Origin of the sequence: Paraburkholderia polaris (assembly GCF_012927345.1) — a bacterium.
GTDB lineage: Bacteria > Pseudomonadota > Gammaproteobacteria > Burkholderiales > Burkholderiaceae > Paraburkholderia > Paraburkholderia polaris.
Genome location: NZ_JABBGJ010000006.1, coordinates 194,240 through 212,515, shown reverse-complemented (window position 1 = coordinate 212,515; position 18,276 = coordinate 194,240). Strand labels below are relative to the sequence as shown.

General features: G+C 64.7%; 17 protein-coding genes. 12 read left to right on the top strand and 5 right to left on the bottom strand.

What is annotated here, in order from left to right; genetic code table 11:
• Positions 1 to 19: 19 nt before the first annotated feature.
• From HHL24_RS07600 to HHL24_RS07585, 4 genes are all read right to left on the bottom strand, one after another.
• Complete coding sequence (locus HHL24_RS07600) at positions 20 to 1,258, bottom strand: NAD(P)/FAD-dependent oxidoreductase (RefSeq protein WP_169484883.1); 1,239 nt, start codon at positions 1,256 to 1,258, stop codon at positions 20 to 22.
• Between the two features lie 29 nt (positions 1,259 to 1,287).
• Complete coding sequence (locus HHL24_RS07595; protein ID WP_169484882.1) at positions 1,288 to 2,589, bottom strand: MFS transporter; 1,302 nt, start codon at positions 2,587 to 2,589, stop codon at positions 1,288 to 1,290.
• Positions 2,590 to 2,776: 187 nt separating this feature from the next.
• Complete coding sequence (locus HHL24_RS07590) at positions 2,777 to 3,967, bottom strand: thiolase family protein (RefSeq protein WP_169484881.1); 1,191 nt, start codon at positions 3,965 to 3,967, stop codon at positions 2,777 to 2,779.
• Complete coding sequence (locus HHL24_RS07585; protein WP_169484880.1) at positions 3,964 to 4,377, bottom strand: Zn-ribbon domain-containing OB-fold protein; 414 nt, start codon at positions 4,375 to 4,377, stop codon at positions 3,964 to 3,966. Before HHL24_RS07585 ends, HHL24_RS07590 begins: the two co-directional genes overlap by 4 nt.
• Positions 4,378 to 4,543: 166 nt before the next feature.
• Between HHL24_RS07585 and HHL24_RS07580 the strand changes: the two genes are divergently transcribed.
• From HHL24_RS07580 to HHL24_RS07525, 12 genes are all read left to right on the top strand, one after another.
• Positions 4,544 to 5,239: an SDR family NAD(P)-dependent oxidoreductase gene (locus HHL24_RS07580; RefSeq protein WP_169484879.1), complete on the top strand. Its 696-nt coding sequence runs from the start codon at positions 4,544 to 4,546 to the stop codon at positions 5,237 to 5,239.
• The gene (locus HHL24_RS07575; protein WP_169484878.1) at positions 5,239 to 5,763 is read left to right on the top strand and encodes a bacteriohemerythrin; all 525 of its coding nucleotides are present in this window, start codon (positions 5,239 to 5,241) and stop codon (positions 5,761 to 5,763) included. The genes HHL24_RS07580 and HHL24_RS07575 overlap by 1 nt, the downstream gene beginning before the upstream one ends.
• Positions 5,760 to 6,767, top strand: coding sequence for a fumarylacetoacetate hydrolase family protein (locus HHL24_RS07570; RefSeq protein ID WP_169484877.1), 1,008 nt, complete (start codon positions 5,760 to 5,762; stop codon positions 6,765 to 6,767). Before HHL24_RS07575 ends, HHL24_RS07570 begins: the two co-directional genes overlap by 4 nt.
• Positions 6,764 to 9,127, top strand: a complete 2,364-nt coding sequence (locus HHL24_RS07565; RefSeq protein ID WP_169484876.1) for a CoA transferase — start codon at positions 6,764 to 6,766, stop codon at positions 9,125 to 9,127. Before HHL24_RS07570 ends, HHL24_RS07565 begins: the two co-directional genes overlap by 4 nt.
• 33 nt (positions 9,128 to 9,160) lie before the next feature.
• The gene (locus tag HHL24_RS07560; RefSeq protein WP_169484875.1) at positions 9,161 to 9,898 is read left to right on the top strand and encodes an SDR family NAD(P)-dependent oxidoreductase; all 738 of its coding nucleotides are present in this window, start codon (positions 9,161 to 9,163) and stop codon (positions 9,896 to 9,898) included.
• Between the two features lie 35 nt (positions 9,899 to 9,933).
• Complete coding sequence (locus HHL24_RS07555) at positions 9,934 to 11,208, top strand: acyl-CoA dehydrogenase family protein (RefSeq protein WP_169484874.1); 1,275 nt, start codon at positions 9,934 to 9,936, stop codon at positions 11,206 to 11,208.
• 20 nt (positions 11,209 to 11,228) lie between these two features.
• Positions 11,229 to 12,281 (top strand): phosphotransferase family protein, encoded by a 1,053-nt coding sequence (locus tag HHL24_RS07550; protein WP_169484873.1) that lies wholly within the window; start codon positions 11,229 to 11,231, stop codon positions 12,279 to 12,281.
• 65 nt (positions 12,282 to 12,346) lie between these two features.
• On the top strand, positions 12,347 to 13,117 hold the full coding sequence (locus tag HHL24_RS07545) for an SDR family NAD(P)-dependent oxidoreductase (protein WP_169484872.1): 771 nt from the start codon (positions 12,347 to 12,349) through the stop codon (positions 13,115 to 13,117).
• 13 nt (positions 13,118 to 13,130) lie between these two features.
• Entirely contained in the window at positions 13,131 to 13,988 is an 858-nt protein-coding gene (locus HHL24_RS07540) for an SDR family oxidoreductase (RefSeq protein WP_169484871.1), read from the top strand.
• 145 nt (positions 13,989 to 14,133) lie between these two features.
• Positions 14,134 to 15,159: an amidohydrolase family protein gene (locus HHL24_RS07535; protein WP_169484870.1), complete on the top strand. Its 1,026-nt coding sequence runs from the start codon at positions 14,134 to 14,136 to the stop codon at positions 15,157 to 15,159.
• Between the two features lie 111 nt (positions 15,160 to 15,270).
• Positions 15,271 to 16,215 (top strand): Rieske 2Fe-2S domain-containing protein, encoded by a 945-nt coding sequence (locus HHL24_RS07530; RefSeq protein ID WP_169484869.1) that lies wholly within the window; start codon positions 15,271 to 15,273, stop codon positions 16,213 to 16,215.
• Between the two features lie 33 nt (positions 16,216 to 16,248).
• Positions 16,249 to 17,319, top strand: a complete 1,071-nt coding sequence (locus HHL24_RS07525; RefSeq protein WP_230417365.1) for an oxygenase — start codon at positions 16,249 to 16,251, stop codon at positions 17,317 to 17,319.
• Positions 17,320 to 17,399: 80 nt separating this feature from the next.
• Here HHL24_RS07525 and HHL24_RS07520 read toward each other — a convergent pair whose 3' ends face one another.
• The gene (locus tag HHL24_RS07520) at positions 17,400 to 18,269 is read right to left on the bottom strand and encodes an alpha/beta hydrolase (protein ID WP_169484868.1); all 870 of its coding nucleotides are present in this window, start codon (positions 18,267 to 18,269) and stop codon (positions 17,400 to 17,402) included.
• Positions 18,270 to 18,276 lie beyond the last annotated feature (7 nt).

Sequence of the window (18,276 nt, the reverse complement as noted above, 5' to 3'; positions counted from 1 at the left end):
GCGCTGGGATTGAATCGCTTCAGACCAACGCACGCGTGGCGGCTTCGAATTCCTTCAGATCGAAACCCGGCGCCGCTGCTTGGGCGATGGTTAGCGATGCGGCGCGCGCCAGCAGCTTGCGCGACGCCATATGGTCGCCCGGGCGGTTACACGATTCCACGGCGATCAGACGGCCGGAGTGGAAGCACAACACGCTCAGTTGCCGGCTTTCGCCCGAACCAAGCAGGACCGTTTCGTCATGGCCATCGGAGAGCCCCGCGATCTGCAGTTTCAGATCGCCCTGGTCGCTCCAGAACCACGGCAGCGCGGTGTAAGGCACTGGCTTGCCCGTCAGGCGTGCCGCGACGTTGCGCGCCTGGTCGACGGCATTTTGTACGGACTCCAGGCGGATCGGGGCACCGCTCCACGCAGACGGAAAACTGACGGCGTCGCCGATGGCGGAAATTGACGGGTCGCTGGTCAGCAACTGCGCGTCGACGCAGATGCCGTTCTGCACGGCGAGGCCTGCATCGGCGGCGAGATCGATGTTGGGCAGCACGCCGATGCCGTAGACGACCAGTTGCGCGGGCAGACGGCGGCCGTCGCCCGTTTCCACGGCCACCACCCGGCCGTTGTCGCCGACCAGCCGCGCGACGGTTTGGCCGAAGTCGAACTTCACGCCCCAGCCGGTATGCGCGGCGCCGAACAGCGTCGACATATGGGTGGAGAGGGCGCGGGCCATTGGCCGCGTGCCGAGTTCGACCACGTGGACCGCTAGGCCTTTGGCCGCTGCTACGGCCGCGAATTCAAGGCCGATGAAACCGGCGCCGATCACGACCACGTCGCGCGCGGCCGCCACGCGTGGCGCGAGCGCATCGGCATGCTCCAGTGTGCGGATGCCGAACACGCCGTCGAGTTCGATTCCCTCGATGGACGGCACGCGGTTGCGCGCACCCGTGGCGAGCACCAGATGGTCGTACGGCACACGCTCGCCGCTCGCCAGTTCCACGTGCTGCGCCTCGCGGTCGATCCGCGTGACCCGCGCTTCGACCCGCTCGAGACGCTGCTGCTCGAACCATTCGTGAGTGCGAAAGCGCAGCGCCGTGGCACCGATCTTGCCGAGCAGGTAAGCCTTCGACAACGGTGGGCGCTGGTAGGGCACACCGGGCTCGTCGCCGATCAGCGTGATGCTGCCTTCAAAACCTTCCTGCCGCAGCGAGGCCGCGGTCTGATAACCGGCCTGGCCCGCACCGACGATGACAACGTTATTCAATGACATGAGAGGGATCGAGAGTACGAGTCGAGTAATCAGGCCAGATTCAGTGAATCGAATTTCGGGTAACGGCCGAGCGGCAGCAGCGTGATCGCGCCAAGCAGAAAGGCGGCGCCGCAGATCGACAGCATCGTCGTGTATGAGCCGGTGACGGTGTAGATCCGGCCGAACAGCCACGGCGCCAATGCGGCTGCGATGGTGATCAGCGCGACGTGCATGCCGAACAGGCGCCCGTAATTGCGCATGCCGAAGTAACGCGCAATCAGATACGCGGCAATGTCGAATTCGGCACCGGCGCCGAGGCCGATCAACAGCGTGGCAAGCGCGAGCGTGGCGACGTGATCGGCGCTGGTGGTGGACAGCAGCAGACAACCCAGGGCGGGCATGGCCAGCGCGACGGCAGCGACCGCGGGCGCCCACAGACGGTCGATCAGATAGCCGACCAGCAATCGGCCACCAATCAGCGAGAGCCCGAAGCTGCCGAATATATGACTGGCTTCGGCCGCCGAGAGCCCTTTGTCGCGCAGGAGCGGCACGGTGTTGCTGACCATCGAGACCGTTGCGGCCACCACGAGCGAGAGAGCGATATTGAGCGTCCAGAAGCGCGCCGAACCCATCGCGTCACGGAACGCGAGCCCCGTGTGCGCCCGCACCGGCGGCGCCGCACGACGGCCGGCGGCACGCTCGCCACGACCCGCAGATGCGTCTTGCCCGACTGGTGTCTGCAACCACATCAGCACGAGCGGCAACACCAGAATCAACGGCAGCGCCCCCAGCAAAAGAAACGCGGCTTGCCAGTTCCAGCGGCCGATCACCCACGTCACTGCCGACGGAATCAGAATCGCCGAGAGGCCCGTGCCCGATAGCATCACGGCAAGTGCCAGGCCGCGATTGCGCTCGAACCACAGGTTGACCAGATGCGTCCACGTGATATGCATCGTGCCCATGCCGGCGATCGGCAGCAGCGTGCACATCAGATAGAGCCAGCCGATCGAGTGGCCCATTACCTGCATCAGCGACATCAACGCGTAGACGACAGCGAGTCCGATCAGCGACGCGATCGTCACATGCCGCATCCCATAGCGGTCATTGAGCCAGCCGACGATTTGTGCGCCGATCACCGCTCCGCCGAACAGAAAGCTGATCGCCGGTTGCAATTCACCGCGGCTCCAGCCGAACGCATGTTGCAGCGGAATCACCAGCGAACCGAACGCATACAGCAGCGAAGCGTTGGCGGCCACACCGAGCCCGAGCATCGCCATCAGCACGGGGCGCCAGCCGGCGCGGAATTCGGTGAGGTCGATGGCGGCGGATTGAGACGAGTCAGAGGGGGACATCGGCGGTTCCTTTACGGATCGGCAAGCGGCTACTGTGCGCGCGAAACGCGCTTGGGAAGCAGTCCGCCGTGAGTGTGATATTCCATATACAGAAAACAATTCTACATATAGATTGATTCGGATAACTCGGTAGATGCCCTGGGATGCCGCGCGGTTGGCTGCGCCATCGGCCTTAAACTGAGCTGCGTCATTGCTTGACCAGCAGCACGCTGGCGCCGAGCGGTCCACCGCCCGCCGCGGCAATCGCCACCTCGTGCGGCGCGACCTGGCGTTCGCCGCCTCGGCCCCACAACTGCGTGCAGGCTTCGTGCACGTAGCCGAGGCCGTGCGTACGTCCGCCGGACAACTGGCCACCGTTGGTGTTCAACGGCAACTGGCCGTTGCGCGCAATACGCTGGCCGCCTTCGACAAACGCGCCGCTCTCGCCGCGCGGGCAGAGGCCGAGTCCTTCCATCCATAGCATCGTCAGGATCGAAAAGCCGTCGTAGAGCTGTGCATTGCCGACGTCCTTCGGCTTCAGATCGGTGCGCGACCACAGCATGCGCCCGACGTCGAAGCAGGCGATCTCCGTCAACGAAATCTGATCCCACGACCACGGCTGATGCAGCGCGGAGCCGATGGCTTCGAGCCGGATCGGCGCGTTCGGCCCGTTGCGCGCAAGGTCGGCGCGAGACAGCACTATGGCCGTGGACGCGTCGCAATGCACGTCGCAATCGAACATGCGCAGCGGCGTGGAGATCATGCGCGACGTGAGGTAGTCGTCCATCGTCATCGCGTTGCGAAACACCGCTTTCGGGTTGCGCACCGCATTGGCGCGACAGGTCAGCGGAATCTGTGCAAGTTGCTCGGGCGTCGTGCCGTACTCGTGAAAGTGACGTTGCGCATACAGCGCCATCAGGTTGATGCCGGAGACGACATTAAAGGGCGTATACCACTGCCAGAAATAGCTGCCGTCACGGCCCACCGTCTTGTTGGTGAGCGCGCTGGCGGTCTTGCTTTTGAGGCGCGCGCTCGCCTCGGTAATGGTGCGGAACACCAGCACGTGTTTGCACAGGCCCGCGGCGATCGCCATCGCGCCGTTCACCAGACCGGTGAGCGGGCCGGGTCCTTCGTAGCCCGCGCCATACCAGTTCACCTTCAGGCCGAGTACATTCATTAGTGCATTCGGACCCACCGGCGAGAACGGGTTGCCGTTGTCGTTGTCGCCTGGCCAGCACGAAATTCCGTCGATGTCTTCGCGAGTGAGGCCGGCATCGGCGATCGCTTCGAGCGCGGCGTCCACGCTCAACTGCATGGCCGTACGGTTTGACGGGCGGCCCACTTCCGACTGGCCGATGCCGCTGATCGCCACGTTCTTCTCGAACAGCTTGTCGCTCATGCCACGCTCCGTTCGGGGTCGGCTTCGAAGAGCGGCAGCCACACGTCTTCCTGCTGTTCAAATTTCACGCGCACCGGCATGCCGATATGCACGTCGCTGACTTCGCCATCGACGATATTCGTCACGAAGCGCAGGCCTTCGCGCTCCGCGAGTTCGACGATCGCGACCACGTAGGGCACCGGAAGATCGGGCAGCCATGCCTGATGATTGATCGTGAAACTCACCACCTTGCCGCGTCCCGAGACCGGCTTCGCGCCGACGTGTGACGACATGCAGCGCGGACAGAGCGGCGCGGGCGGATGAAACAGATGGCTGCATCCATCGCAATGGTAGACGTTCAGCACGCCATGTTCACCGCCTTGCCAGAACGGCGCGGTTTCAGGAGTCAGAAGAGGAAGTTTTCTCGGCATGGATGCGCTTGATTTCGTATTGCCTGGCAGTTGACCGTGTGTTGATGTCACCATAATATATGAACAGAAACGCGAAAAATGTATTAAATTAGCGAGAACGGCGCAGGGTTTTCCCGCCAGGGAAATCACTCAGAAGCCCGCTCAAACACAGGAGACAGGCGTTCTTATGCCGACCAATCAACTTATCCATCGCAGGGTCATCGTCACGGGCGGTCTTGGCGCGCTAGGGCGCCAGGTCGGCGCCGAACTGAGCGCGCGCGGTGCGCGCGTCGCGCTGGTGGATCGCGCGGCAAGCGTGGCGATCGACGGTGTCGAAGCGGTATTCGGCGGTGTCGATCTTGGCGAAGCAGCCAGCACCTCGAACGCGTTCGGGCAGATCGCCGGGCGGCTCGGCGGTATAGACGCACTGGTCAATATCGCGGGTGGCTTTGCGTGGGAAACGCTGGAATCGGGCAGCATTGAAACGTGGGATCGTCTTTACGCGATGAACGTGCGCACGGCGGCGATCGCTTCGCATGAAGTCCTGCCCTATCTGCTGCGCGAGAAGAGCGCACGTATCGTGAACGTCGGCGCATTGGCCGCCCTGAAGGCCGGTGCGGGCATGGGCGCGTATGCGGCGTCGAAGGCCGGCGTCGCGCGGCTCACCGAAGCGCTCGCGGAAGAACTGAAAGACCGTAACGTCACCGTCAATGCGGTGCTGCCGAGCATCATCGATACGCCCGCGAATCGCGCGGCTATGCCGGACGCCGATACGTCGCGCTGGGTCGCGGCGGACCAGCTTGCCGCGGTGATCGCCTTCCTGCTGTCGGACGATGCCAGTGCGGTGACCGGCGCGTGCTTGCCTGTAGCGGGGCGTGTGTGATGGCCGCCGCGCTTTCTCCCGATCAGAACACACAGCGGCAACCTGGCGCCACGTTGAGCTGGAACGACGGGTTCCTGCTCGGCTTCGCGCCCATGGACGAGACGCATCACGCTTTCGTCGATTGTGTGGCCGCCTTGCAGCAATGCGACGAGGCGTCCTTACCCGAGACGCTCGCAGCTTTCGAAAATCATGCGGTCGCTCATTTCGAGCAGGAAGAGCAGTGGATGCAGGACACGAGCTTTCCCGCCGCCCAGTGTCACGCGGACGAACACGCGGCGGTCCTGCGCTCGGTGCGCGAAGTTGCACAGATGCTGCGCGACGGTGCCGCTTGCCAGGTCGCGCGTGAACTTGCGGAAGCGCTCGCGGGCTGGTTTCCCGGCCACGCCGATTACATGGACGCGGCCTTGTCCCACTGGATGAGCAAGCGCACCCACGGCGGCATGCCGGTGGTCCTGCGGCGCGCCATGCCGGGGATCGCCACCGCTGCGTCCGATTCATCCCTTCAAGCCGGAACCACTCGATGAGACTCGTCACTTTCCAATTGGCCGACGGCGTGCAGCGCTCGGGCGCACTGTTCGACAACGATCAGGCGGTACTCGATTTGCGCGAGGCGAGCCGCATCGTGCGCGGCGGCGATAGCGTCGCGTTGGCGAGCGTGCAGGCATTGCTGACGGGCGGCGCGCCGTTGCTCGAAGAAGCGCGCGCGCTGCTGGCCCGCGCGCCCGCCGACGCGGTGCGCGAACGCAGTGCCGTGAAGCTGCTCGCGCCGATTCAACCGCCCACGCAGATGCGCGACTGCTCGTGCTTTGAACTGCACCTGCGGCAGAGCTTTGCCGCGGCGCGCCGTGCGCGCGCCTTGCGGACGCCCGACCCGGAAGCGACGCTGAAGGCGATGAATACGCGCGCCGACGATCGCGTGATCGACACCTTCAACCGTCAGCCGATCTACTACAAGTGCAACCGCTTCGCGGTGATCGGCCCCGACGACGACGTGATCTGGCCTGCCTATAGCAAGCTGCTCGACTTCGAACTGGAGTTCGGCTGCTACATCGGCCAGCGCGCGAAAGACGTCTCGCGCGAGAATGCGCGCGCGCACATCTACGGCTACACGATCTTCAACGACATCAGCGCGCGCGACGCCCAGGCCACCGAAATGGGCGGCATGCTCGGGCCGGCCAAAGGCAAGGACTTCGATACGGCCAACGTGATGGGCCCGTGCCTCGTTACCGCCGACGAACTGGGCGACCCGTACGACCTGACCATGATTGCACGCGTCAACGGCGAGGAATGGGGCCGCGGCAACACGCGCGACATGCGCTGGCAATTCGAGGACGTGATCGCGCATATCTCGCGCTCCGAGACTTTGCATCCGGGCGAGTTCCTAGGTTCAGGCACGGTCGGCAACGGCTGCGGACTTGAACAGCTCCGCTATCTGAAGCCGGACGATGTGGTCGAACTGGAGGTGGAGGGCATCGGCGTATTGCGCAGCAGGATCGTGCGGCCGGTGGTGCAGGAGGTGGAAGCATGAGTACCGCTCAAGCCGACGCTGGTCAAGCCGACGCTGCTCACGCCGACGCCGCTCAAGCAGACGCCGCGCAACGGGCGCAAAGCACGCAACCAGCGCTGTTAGCCGGTCTGAAAGTAATCGACTTTGCCACCGGCCTCGCAGGCAGCGCCACCGCGTTGTATCTCGCCGAAGCCGGCGCGGACGTCGTAAAAATCGAACGCCCACGCCATGAGGCCGAGCGCGACGCGGCACTCTTTCATGTGCTCGATCGCGGTAAGCGCCGCGTGACCGATGGCGACCTTGCCGCGCAGCGCGACCTGCTCGATAGCTTGCTGCCGGATGCGGACGTGTTGGTCCACGACCTCACGCCCGCGGAAGCCGCCGTATGGTCGCTGGACGACGCGCAATTGCGGCAACGCTATCCGGCTCTGGTCGTTGCGAGCGTGGGCGGCTGGCCGCGCCGTCATGCGCTCGCCGACGCTCCGGTGCGCGAGACGCTGGTGCTGGCGCGTCTAGGCATTCTTGACGAACAACCCGGGCATCGGCCTGGTCCGGTATTTATCCGCATGCCGTTCGCGAGCTGGATCGCCAGTTGGCTGAGCGCGGTCGGCGTCATGGCGCGGCTGATCGCGCGTGAACGCGATGGGCAAGGCGGCATTGCACACACGAGTCTCGCGCAAGCCGCGCTCGTGCCGATGACGATGCACTGGTCGCGCGCCGCGCAGCCCACACCGGTGTTTGCCAAGGGGCTCGACAAGAGCGTGCCGATTCCGCTGCATCGCTGTTTGGACGGTCGCTGGATTCACGTGCATTACTCGCCCGACGCCGCGCCGTGGATGGCCGAAGTGCTCACCGCGATGGGCCCGGACGCCGTGGCGCGCGCCAACGCGCAATGGCCGCCGAGCCATGTCGCGCCCAACTTCGGCGCGAACCGGGAAATCATCGCCACGCGCAACGCGCAGGACTGGGTCGAACACTTCTGGGCGCACGACGTCGCCGCGCAGATCGCCGCGCCGTTCGGCGAGATTTACGCCGACGAGCAGGCGCGGCTCAACGGTTATGTGGTCGGCGTGGACGACCCGGTGCTCGGCAGCACGTCCCAACCCGGACCCGCGTATCACGTCGATCCACCCGCGCGTGTGCGTGGACCCTTGCAAGCGCCAACGCCGGCCCACGACATCGGCTGGTCGGCGCACGGCCGCTTTAGCGCTACCGCTCGCACGGATTCCGGCGCCGCTAATGGAGCCCGCACGTCAGGCGCGGCGTCTCCGGCATCCCGTCCGCCGCTCGACGGTCTCAAGGTATTGGACCTCGGCGCTTATCTCGCCGGTCCGTTTGCCTGCATGGTGCTCGCCGATCTCGGCGCCGACGTCATCAAGGTCGAGCCGCCCGCGGGCGACGCAATGCGACGGCTCGAGCGCGCCTTCGCCGGCACGCAGCGCGGCAAGCGCGGGCTCGCACTGAAGCTCGGCGCCGAAGGCAGCAAACCGGTCATCGAAGCCCTTGCGAACTGGGCTGACATCGTTCATCACAACGTGCGCCTGCCGGCCGCGCGCAAGCTCGGCATCGCGCCCGAGCAGTTGCGGGCCATCAAACCGGCGCTCGTCTGCGCGCACGTCAGCTCGTATGGTCCGCAAGGCCCGCGTGCCGATTGGCCCGGTTTCGATCAATTGATGCAGGCGGCGGTCGGTTGGGAAACGGAATCGGGTGGCGAGGGCAATCCGCCGAGCTGGCTGCGCTTTGGCGTCGGCGATCATCTGGCGGCTTTGTCGTCGGTGTTCGCGGTGTTGCTCGCGCATCTCGCGCGCATGCGGACCGGCCAGGGCCAGGCCGTCGCCTCGTCGTTGCTCGGTGCGATGACGATGACCGCGAGCGAAGCCGTCGTGATCGATCGGGAGCGCGCCTTGACGCCGATGGCGCATCTCGACGCGGGCCAGCATGGCATCGCGCCGACGCATCGCCTCTATCGCTGCAAGGATGGCTGGATCGCCGTGGCCGCGCTGAGCGCGACGGAAGGCGACGCCTTCACGTGTATCGCCGGCAAGGAGCCCGAAGCCGCGCTTGCCGCGCTCGACGTCACGGCAGCGCTGGCCACATTGCACGCAGCGGGCGTACCCGCCGAGCCCGCATTGGAATCGCAAAGCGACGCGTTTCTCGATAGCGCCGAGCATGCCGCCGCCGGGCTGCACGCTACGTACGGCCACGCCGTCTATGGCTCGCTGCAGCAGATCGGCGCGCTGTGGGACTTCGACAATTTACCGCTCGTCATCGAACGGGCGCCGCCCGCGCTCGGCGAGCACAGCCGCGAGGTGCTGGAGATGCTGGGTTTTGACGCGCAACACATCGAAGAGCTGGTCAATCAGGGCATCACGCGTATTTGAGCGCCATATTTGAGCGCCACGGAGACAAACACAATGAACGAACTGGATTTCACCGGCAAGAACGTGCTGGTGGTGGGCGGCTCGAGCGGTATCGGTAACGGTATTGCCCAGGCGTTCCTGCAACGCGGCGCGACGGTGCATGTGTGGGGCACGCGCGCTTCGGTATCCGATTACGCGGACTCGATCGATTCGAATCTGAAGGGGCTGCACTACGCCCAGGTGGACGTGTCGGAGTCGGCCAATATCGAGCGCTGTGAACTGCCGTTCGACAGGCTCGACGTGCTGGTGCAGGCGCAAGGCACCGTGCTCTACGACCGTCAGGAGTTCAAGACGCCGGGCTTCAAAAAGGTGCTCGATATCAACCTCACCAGCCTGATGGCCTGCGCGGACCATTGCTTCGAATCGTTAAAGGCGGCGCGCGGCGCGATGATCATCGTCAGCTCGGCAGCAGCGTTTCATTCGACGCGCGGCAACCCCGCGTACAACGCCTCGAAAACCGGCGCTTTCGGTTTGACACGCACGCTAGGCGAAGCATGGGCACGCGACGGTATCCGTGTGAACGGTATCGCGCCCGGGCTTGTGGAAACCAAGCTCACCCGCGTGACGACCGCCGACCCGAAGCGGCTCGAAGGCGCGCTGCGGCGCATTCCGCTCGGCCGCCTCGGCACGCCCGCGGACATGGCCGGCGGCGCATTGTTCCTCGCGTCGCCGCTGTCCGCGTACATGCTTGGCCAGACCTTGCTGCTCGACGGCGGCATGTTGCTCGCCTGACTCTTATCCGCACGCTTACCTCGAAGAGGAATCGCATGTCCTGGGACTTTGAAACCGATCCTGACTTTCAGGCCGAACTCGACTGGATCGAGCAGTTCGTGCGCGACGAAGTCGAACCGCTCGAACATGTATTGGGCAGCCCGTGGAATATCCACGACCCGAAGTTTCAGATTCTCGTGAAGCCGTTGCAGCAGCAGGTGAAGGATCGCAAGCTGTGGGCTTGCCACCTCGGGCCCGAACTCGGCGGACCGGGCTATGGGCAGGTCAAGCTCGCGCTGATCAACGAGATTCTGGGCCGCGCGCTGTTTGCGCCGATCGTATTCGGCTGCCAGGCGCCCGATTCCGGCAATGCGGAAATTCTCGCGCATTACGGTACTGACGCGCAGAAGGCGCGTTATCTCGCGCCCTTGCTGGCGGGCGATATCGTCTCCTGTTTCGCGATGACCGAACCGCAAGGCGGCGCCGATCCGAAGGTTTTCACGACCCGTGCGGTGCGCGACGGCGACGACTGGGTGATCAGCGGGCAGAAATGGTTTGCGTCGAACGCGCGGTTCGCGGACTTCTTCATCGTGATGGCGATCACCGATCCAACTGTCTCCGCCTACAAGGGCATGTCGATGTTCATCGTGCCGGCGGGGACGCCTGGCTTGAGCATTCTGCGCAGTGTCGGCATGGCCGACGAGCCTGAAGCGACGCACGCGTACCTCGCCTTCGATCAGGTGCGGGTGCCGGCCGACCACATGCTCGGTGCGCCCGGCGAGGCCTTCGTGGTCGCCCAGGTGCGGCTCGGCGGCGGCCGCGTGCATCACGCGATGCGCACCATCGGTCTCGCGCAGAAAGCGCTCGACGCCTTGTGCGAGCGCGTGCTGTCACGCCACACGCAGGGCAGCGTGCTCGCCGACAAACAGATGGTGCAGGAAAAGATCGCGGACTCGTGGCTCGAACTCGAGCAGTTCCGTTTGCTCGTGATGCGCACTGCGTGGCGCATCGATCGCTATCAGGATTACCAGAAGGTGCGTAAAGACATCGCCGCGGTGAAGGCCGCGATGCCGAAGGTGCTGCACGACATCGCGGCGCGCGCGCTGCATGTGCATGGCTCGATCGGCGCGTCTTCGGAGATGCCGTTTGCCGGCATGATCTCGCGCGCCTTCCAGATGGGGCTCGCCGACGGCCCGACCGAGGTGCACAAGGTCACCGTCGCCAAACAGTTGCTGCGTGATTACGCGCCGTGCGAGGACCTGTTCCCCGCTTACCACCGGCCGACCGCGGCCGCGGCAGCCGAGCGCAAATTCCGCGCGGCGCTCGGCTAACCCGCTCACAGGAGTACGTGATGACGAATTCCGCCTGGCAAACTGCCGTGGACCTCGAACGGCTCACGCAATGGATGGATGCGCAGTCACTCGAAAGCGGACCGATTCTCGACGCGCAGCCGCTCACGGGCGGCACGCAAAACATCCTGTTGCGCTTCAGACGCGGAGCGCGCGAATTTGTTCTGCGCCGGCCACCCTTGCAAGCACGGCCGGAAGTGTGCGCGACCATCGCTCGCGAGGCGCGCGTGCTGGGCGCATTGGCAGGCAGCGCGGTGCCGCATCCGGAGTTGTTCGGATCCTGTACCGACGATGCCGTGCTCGGCGCACCGTTCTATCTGATGGCACCCGTGGCAGGCTTCAACGCTTCGGCGGCCGCGTTGCCGGATTTGCACGCGCAGCCGCAAGCGCAGCAACGTATGGGCTACTCGATGGTGGATGCGCTGCTGCGCCTCGGCGAAGTCGATCCGTTGGCCGTCGGTCTCGGCGACTTCGGCAAACCGCAGGGCTTCCTCGAACGGCAGGTCGCGCGTTGGCGCGGTCAGCTGGAGCATTATCAGGTGCATGCGGGCTGGCCCGGTCCGGCCTCATTGCCGGGCGTCGTCGAGGTCGCAGAATGGCTGGAGGCGAATCGTCCGGCGCAGTCGCGCACCGGCATTCTGCACGGAGATTTTCATCTGGCGAACGTGATGTTCCGCAACGACACGGCCGAACTCGCGGCGATCATCGATTGGGAACTGGCCACTGTCGGCGATCCCCTGCTCGATCTCGGCTGGCTGGTGGCGACTTGGCCGAACGCCGAGGGTCAGGGCGCGGGAACGATACGCGTCACGCCGTGGCTCGGCTTTCCGAGTGCCGCCGAGCTCGTCGACTACTACCGCGAGCGTAGCGATCGTGATTTATCCGCGATCGATTGGTATGTCGTGCTCGCGCGCTTCAAGCTCGGCATTCTGCTAGAGGGGAGTTATGCGCGATCGTGCGCGGGCAAGTCATCGGCGGAACTTGGTAGCAAGCATCATGCGTCGGCAGTGCGCCTGCTCGGGCAGGCCAAAGATCTGATTGTGCAACTGGCGTGACGCACGCCCCCCCCGGCGGCGCATAGCGTATTCGATACGAACAGAATAGAAACACGGAGACAGATATGGATATCCAGAACAAACGCGTGATCGTGACGGGCTCAGCGAGCGGCATCGGCGCGAGTGCCGTAAAGGCCCTGGTTGCTGCGGGCGCGAAAGTGGCGGCACTCGATCTGAACGACGAAGCAGGTCGCAACATTGCCGCGGAGGCATCCGCAAAGGGGCCGGGCGTGGCGCATTACTTCCGCTGCGACGTGAGCCAGCGCGCGCAGGTCGACGACGCATTCAAGGCGGCGGTGGAGCGCATCGGCGGGCTCGATGCGCTCGTGAATATCGCCGGCGTTGAGCGTAAATCGCCGGCTGAATCGATCACCCAGGAAGATTGGGACCTGATGTTCGACGTCAACGCGCGTGGCACGCTCAATACCAATCAGGCCGCCTTCGCGCATCTGAAAGAACACGGCGGGCACATTATCAATTTCGCGTCGGCGGCGGGCGTGATGGGCGTGCCGGGTCTCGCGCATTATTCGGCGGCCAAGGCGGCGGTGCTTGGCTGGACTCGCACGGCGGCCAAAGAGTGGGGCAAGTATCGCATCACGGTCAATGCATTGGCGCCCGCCATGTGGACCCCGATGTACGAGAAATTCCGCGCCCGGCTGGATGCCGAACAACTCGCCGCGCACGACGCTTTCATGGCGCAGCAGATACCGCTGGGCGGGCGCCTCGGCGACCCCGACACGGCGATGGCACCCGTGCTGCTCTTTCTCGTCAGCGACGGCGCGAACTTCATTACCGGACAGACGCTGGCGGTGGACGGCGGTCTGATGATCCCTTGAGCGCGGGCACGCCATGACTGAACGTCTACAAGGCCAGGTCGCGCTGATTACCGGTGCCGCCAGCGGCATAGGCGCCGCGACGGCCCGGCGCATGTCGGCGGAAGGCGCCACGGTCGTGCTGGCCGATATCGACGCCGACGCCGGTGCTTCTCTGGCGCGGGAACTGGCGAATGCATCGTTCCTGCGCACCGACGTGAGCGTTGAAGCACAGGTCGCCCAGGCGGTCGAGCATGCGTTGCAACGGTATGGGCGACTTGATTGCATGGTGAACAACGCGGGGTTGGTGGGTGCGTTCGGCTCGATCCTCGAGACCGACGCCGCCGCCTGGCACGCCACGCTTGCTGTGCTGCTCGATAGCGTGTTTTACGGCATCAAGCACGCCGGTCGCGCGATGGTGCGGCAAAAGAGCGGCTGCATTCTGTCGGTGGCGAGTACTGCCGGCGTAATCGGCGGGCTCGGGCCGCATGCGTACACCACGGCCAAACACGGTGTGATTGGGCTCACGCGATCAGCGGCCTCGGAACTCGCAACTCACGGCGTGCGCGTCAACGCGGTAGCGCCGGGTACGACCGTCACCAACATGATCGTGCAGGGCCGTGGCAGCCTTGAAGCGGCGCTCGACGCTGCGGCTACGGCATCGCCGCTCGGTACGCCGCTGATGCCCGAGGAAATCGCCGCCGCGCTCGTCTACCTGGCAAGCGACGATGCGCGCCACGTTACCGCGCACACGCTGGTCGTCGATTCCGGCGTGACGGTGGCGGGCGCATCAGGCAGCGGCCAGTTTCATCAGCGCGCGGCGGGTTTCATGGGCCGCATGCCGGAAGCAGCAGATCGAATAGATCGAACAGACCGAACAGATCGAACTAATTGAGCAGAGCGCGCTGTGCATTGCAGCGCCGCGCACGCATTTCGAACATCACGCCGCAGCCCGCATGACCTTCGCGCGGCGACGGCGTCCCTACATAGCCCTACACGGTCCTACACAGCCATCCCCCGCCATACCAGGAGAAAGACCCATGCTGATCGACGTCCACGCTCATCTTTTCACCCCCGCGATGCTCAAGCGCCACGCGTTCTGGGGCCCGTTCATGAAGACCAAAGGCCTGACCGTGGGTCATTTTTCGCTCGGCACGACGCAACCGTCGAAAGCGCGCGACGACGACGAAGCCGAAGCGAATCTGCTCGCGCGCATGACACACGAAGCGCGCCGCAAGCTGATGACCGAGCGCGGCGTCGACAAGCTGGTGCTGTCCACGCCGTCACATGCGTTCATGTACTGGGCCGGTGAATTCGGCGACGAATACGCGCGCATCTGTAACGACGAACTCTCGGCCTTCTGCGCAAAGGACCCGGAACATTTCGCGTTCTGGGCGCATGCAAACCTCGCCAATCCGGCCGAGGCCGCACGCGAAATCGAACGCGCGGTGACGCAACTCGGTGCCAAGGGTGTGTGCGTGGGGGGCGCCAATTTCAATGGTCTGGAAGCGCATAGCGAAGAACTGTTCCCGGTGTGGGAGCAGCTCGAAAAGCTCGATGCGCCGATCATGGTGCACGGCTTCAACCAGTCGATCTACTGGGGCGAAAAGCATACCGACGACAAGTTCGAGACCACCTCGATCGTCGGCGACTGCTTCGACGAAACGCTGTTCTTCTGGAATCTGATCAACGGCGGCGCACTGGATACGTTCCCCGGCTTGAAGACCTACATCACGCACGCGGGCGGTATGGCGATTTTCCAGCTTGGACGCCTGAACGATCTCAATCGCGTGATGGCGCCGGATTCGCGCAACAAGCGTCCGGTGATGGACTATCTGCCGAACTTCTACTTCGACCTGGATGCGCACGCAACAGGCTTGCGCCGCGGCGTGGTGGAGGTAGTGGGTGTGGACAACCTGCTGTACGGCACGAACTTCGGCGGCGCGTACGAGCACGGCGATCTGACCGAAGGCCTCGGGCTATCGGAGACGGATCGCGAGAAGATCCGCAGTGGTAACGCCATCAAGCTGCTGAAGCTCGACGTCAGCGAGCAGGTCACCGCCTGAAGCGGTAGCGCGAGGAAAACACAACGCGCAAGGAAGTCTGCAACGCGAGCCGGTGCGATGCCCTGTTGCACCGCGCCGGCGAGACTCGATAAAAAAGACGGAGACACGCGTATGACGACAGGCAACTGGTGGGCGGCGGCCCTTCGCGAATCGGTGAACGGCGAGAAGCCGCTCGCGGTCGTGTGCAATGGTGAGGCGCTGGTGTTGTTTCGCAATGCGGCGGGCGAACTATGCGCGCTGGAGGATCGGTGTCCGCATCGGCGCGTGCCGCTTGCGCTCGGGACGGTCACGCCGAAGGGACTCCAATGCGGTTATCACGGCTGGACCTTCAACGGTACGACGGGGATGTGCACCACGATTCCGAATCTGCGTGAGGACGAGCGCGTGCCGTCGCGTTACGGTGCGCGTGCCTATCGGGTGGCTGAAAGTGGAGGCTTCGTGCACGTATGGCTAGGCGAGGGGAGTCCCGCCGACTCGCCGCTGCCGGGTGCGGACTATCAGCCGCAGGGCAGCGAGTTCGGCGGCGCGGCGGTGGTCAATATCGCCCACGACGAATATCTCGCGGCGATGCTCGACGGTCCCGAGTGCCTGCTCGAATTCGGCAGCGTGCGTATGACCGATTTCTTCCTCGGCGATCCACGCCTGGAAGCAGGGTGTCTCGTGGTCGATCGCGGCGCGGTATGGAAGACGCGGATGTTGCCGCCGGCCTTCGTTGTCGATCATCCGCTGATTGTGCGCACGGCGGTGCCACTCGAGGGCGGCACGATACGCGTCGAGTTGCTGGATGCGGACGAGGCACCGCTCGTGACGTTGTACATCGCTTCTAGTGCCAATCGGCGTGGCACCACCAGCCTGTGCTGGCGCGGCTTCAGACACGACACACGCGTGGCCGGCGCGCCGCTGCGCTGGCATCTCGCCCGGCGTCGCGCACGCGCGCCGTTCCGGATCCATCCAATGATCGACGGCGCCGCGCTGGCTGCGTTGCTGGTGGCGCCGTCGCGCGATCTGGCCGCGGCACGCGCCGCACGGCGCGCGCCGATGAGCGAGGCCGCCTGAGTTGTCTTCCACTTCGACAAGGAGCATCGCACGATGAATGCCGTCACCGAAACACTCGCCGCCGATACGGCCAATCTCGTCGCCAACTCCGGCGGCGCGCCGTCCAGATCCGCGCGCCGCGACTGGACTCCGCTCAACTACGATCTGCGCGACGCCTGGTTTCCGGTCTCGCATAGCCGCGACGTGACGCAGAAACCAATTCGCCGCATCGTCCACACGCAGCCGTATTTCCTGTGGCGGGACCATGCGGGTAAGCCGTTCGCCGCGGAGTTTCGTCCCGAACAACTGGAACAGCGCCGTGCGCAGGCTAGCGCGTTCACCGGCGGTTTGGGTTTCTATCCGGTGGTGGAACGCTATGGCTATATCTGGGCGTGGTACGGCAATCCGGATAACGCCGACGAGCAATTGCTGCCGCACATTCCGTTTCTGCCGCTCGACGGCAGCTTGCCCGGTTATACGCAACGCACGGTGCGCTTCGATTCGACCTCGGCACTCTCGATCGAAAACCTGATCGATCTCACGCATGCCGATTTTCTGCACGCGAATACGATCGGCGACGGCACCTCCGAATCCGACATCGTCGAAACAGAATGGACCTCGGAGACGGTCACGCGCACTCGCATCGTGACGCAGAAGTCGGTGGCGCCGATCATGCGCTGGGTCGGCGGTGTACGTGCGAAGTACCAGGATTTCCGTGCAGTGCTGCACGTGCATTTGCGCAGCAATGTGTGCATTTCCTACCCGCGTTTCAGGCCCGGCTACGACGTGCCGAATCTGCAACCGTTCGTTCCGGTGGGCCGCCATCGCTCGCGTTGTGACGTTACCTTCAATACGACAGCGGCGCCGATTCCGTTGCGCTATGTAATGCCGCGAATCGCGTTCGTGATCCAGCCGCAGGACAACTCGGTGATCCGGCCGCAGAACGAGCGCTATTTCGATCCGGACGAGCGCCTCGATCTGCATTCGCGTTTCGATGCACCGGGAACGCGCTACCGCTTCCTGATGGATCAACTGGTGCAGCGGCAGGCGCGCGGCGACTTCTCGTACGGATCGGACGCCGAACCGGGACGTGATATCCGCGCGCTGCTTGGCATGGTGGATTGAGAAGGCTTGGCGAACGCTGAAGCGGGAGCAGGCGCGCTGCGTGACGTCCGCGTCCGCGCGCCGCGCCCAGCACGCCGCGCTTAGCGCGCGAGGACGAAATCGCGGCAGAGTGCGAAGAACGGATGGGTCACGTCCGCAAAGGCCTGCACTACGTCGAAATGGTCGCAGTCGTCGATACGGTAATGCGGCATGAAACGCTGGGCTTTGCCGAATGCCGTTTCGTAGGCGCGAGCCTGCCGATGAAATGCCGGTGTCTCGGCGCCGCCCACGGCGATCAATTGCGGTGCGTCGGTCGCGGGCGGATGCCGTAACGCACTTACGGCACGCGCCTGTTCACGGTCGAGTTGCAAACCTTCGTTGATCGAGGTTTCGCACAGCGGCTCCAGGTCGAACAGTGCCGAGATCAGGATCGCGCCGCTGAGCATCGGCTTCGGCAAATCGTCGCCGAGCGTATCCCAGTGCGTGGCCATCATCCGCGAGGCGAGGTGGCCGCCCGCCGAATGGCCGCTGACAAACCAGCGCTCGCGCGAGCACCCGAGTTCGCCGGCGTGGTGCCACAGCCATGCCAGCGCCCTTTGCGACTGCGCGACGATCTCGTCGACGGACACGGCCGGGCACAACGTGTAGTTCACCAGCACGACCGATATGCCTGCGGCCACGAACGGCTCGGCCACGAAGCTGTACACCGACTTGTCGCCGCGCTGCCAGAAGCCGCCGTGAAAGAAAATCAGCAGCGGCGCATCGGCAGACGCTGCGGGAAAGTAGTCCAGACGATCCCGCGGCCCCGGACCGTACGCGACATCCAGTTGGGCACCCGGCGAGCTTCTGAATGCAGCCGAACGCGACAGCCATTCCTGCAGCAGGTTCGCCTCGAAATCGGGGCGCAGCAGACGCATGTTGTACTGCGCCTCGAGTTCGGCGGAAAGCGGAGTCGTCGTGGACGGTTTCATGGCGTGA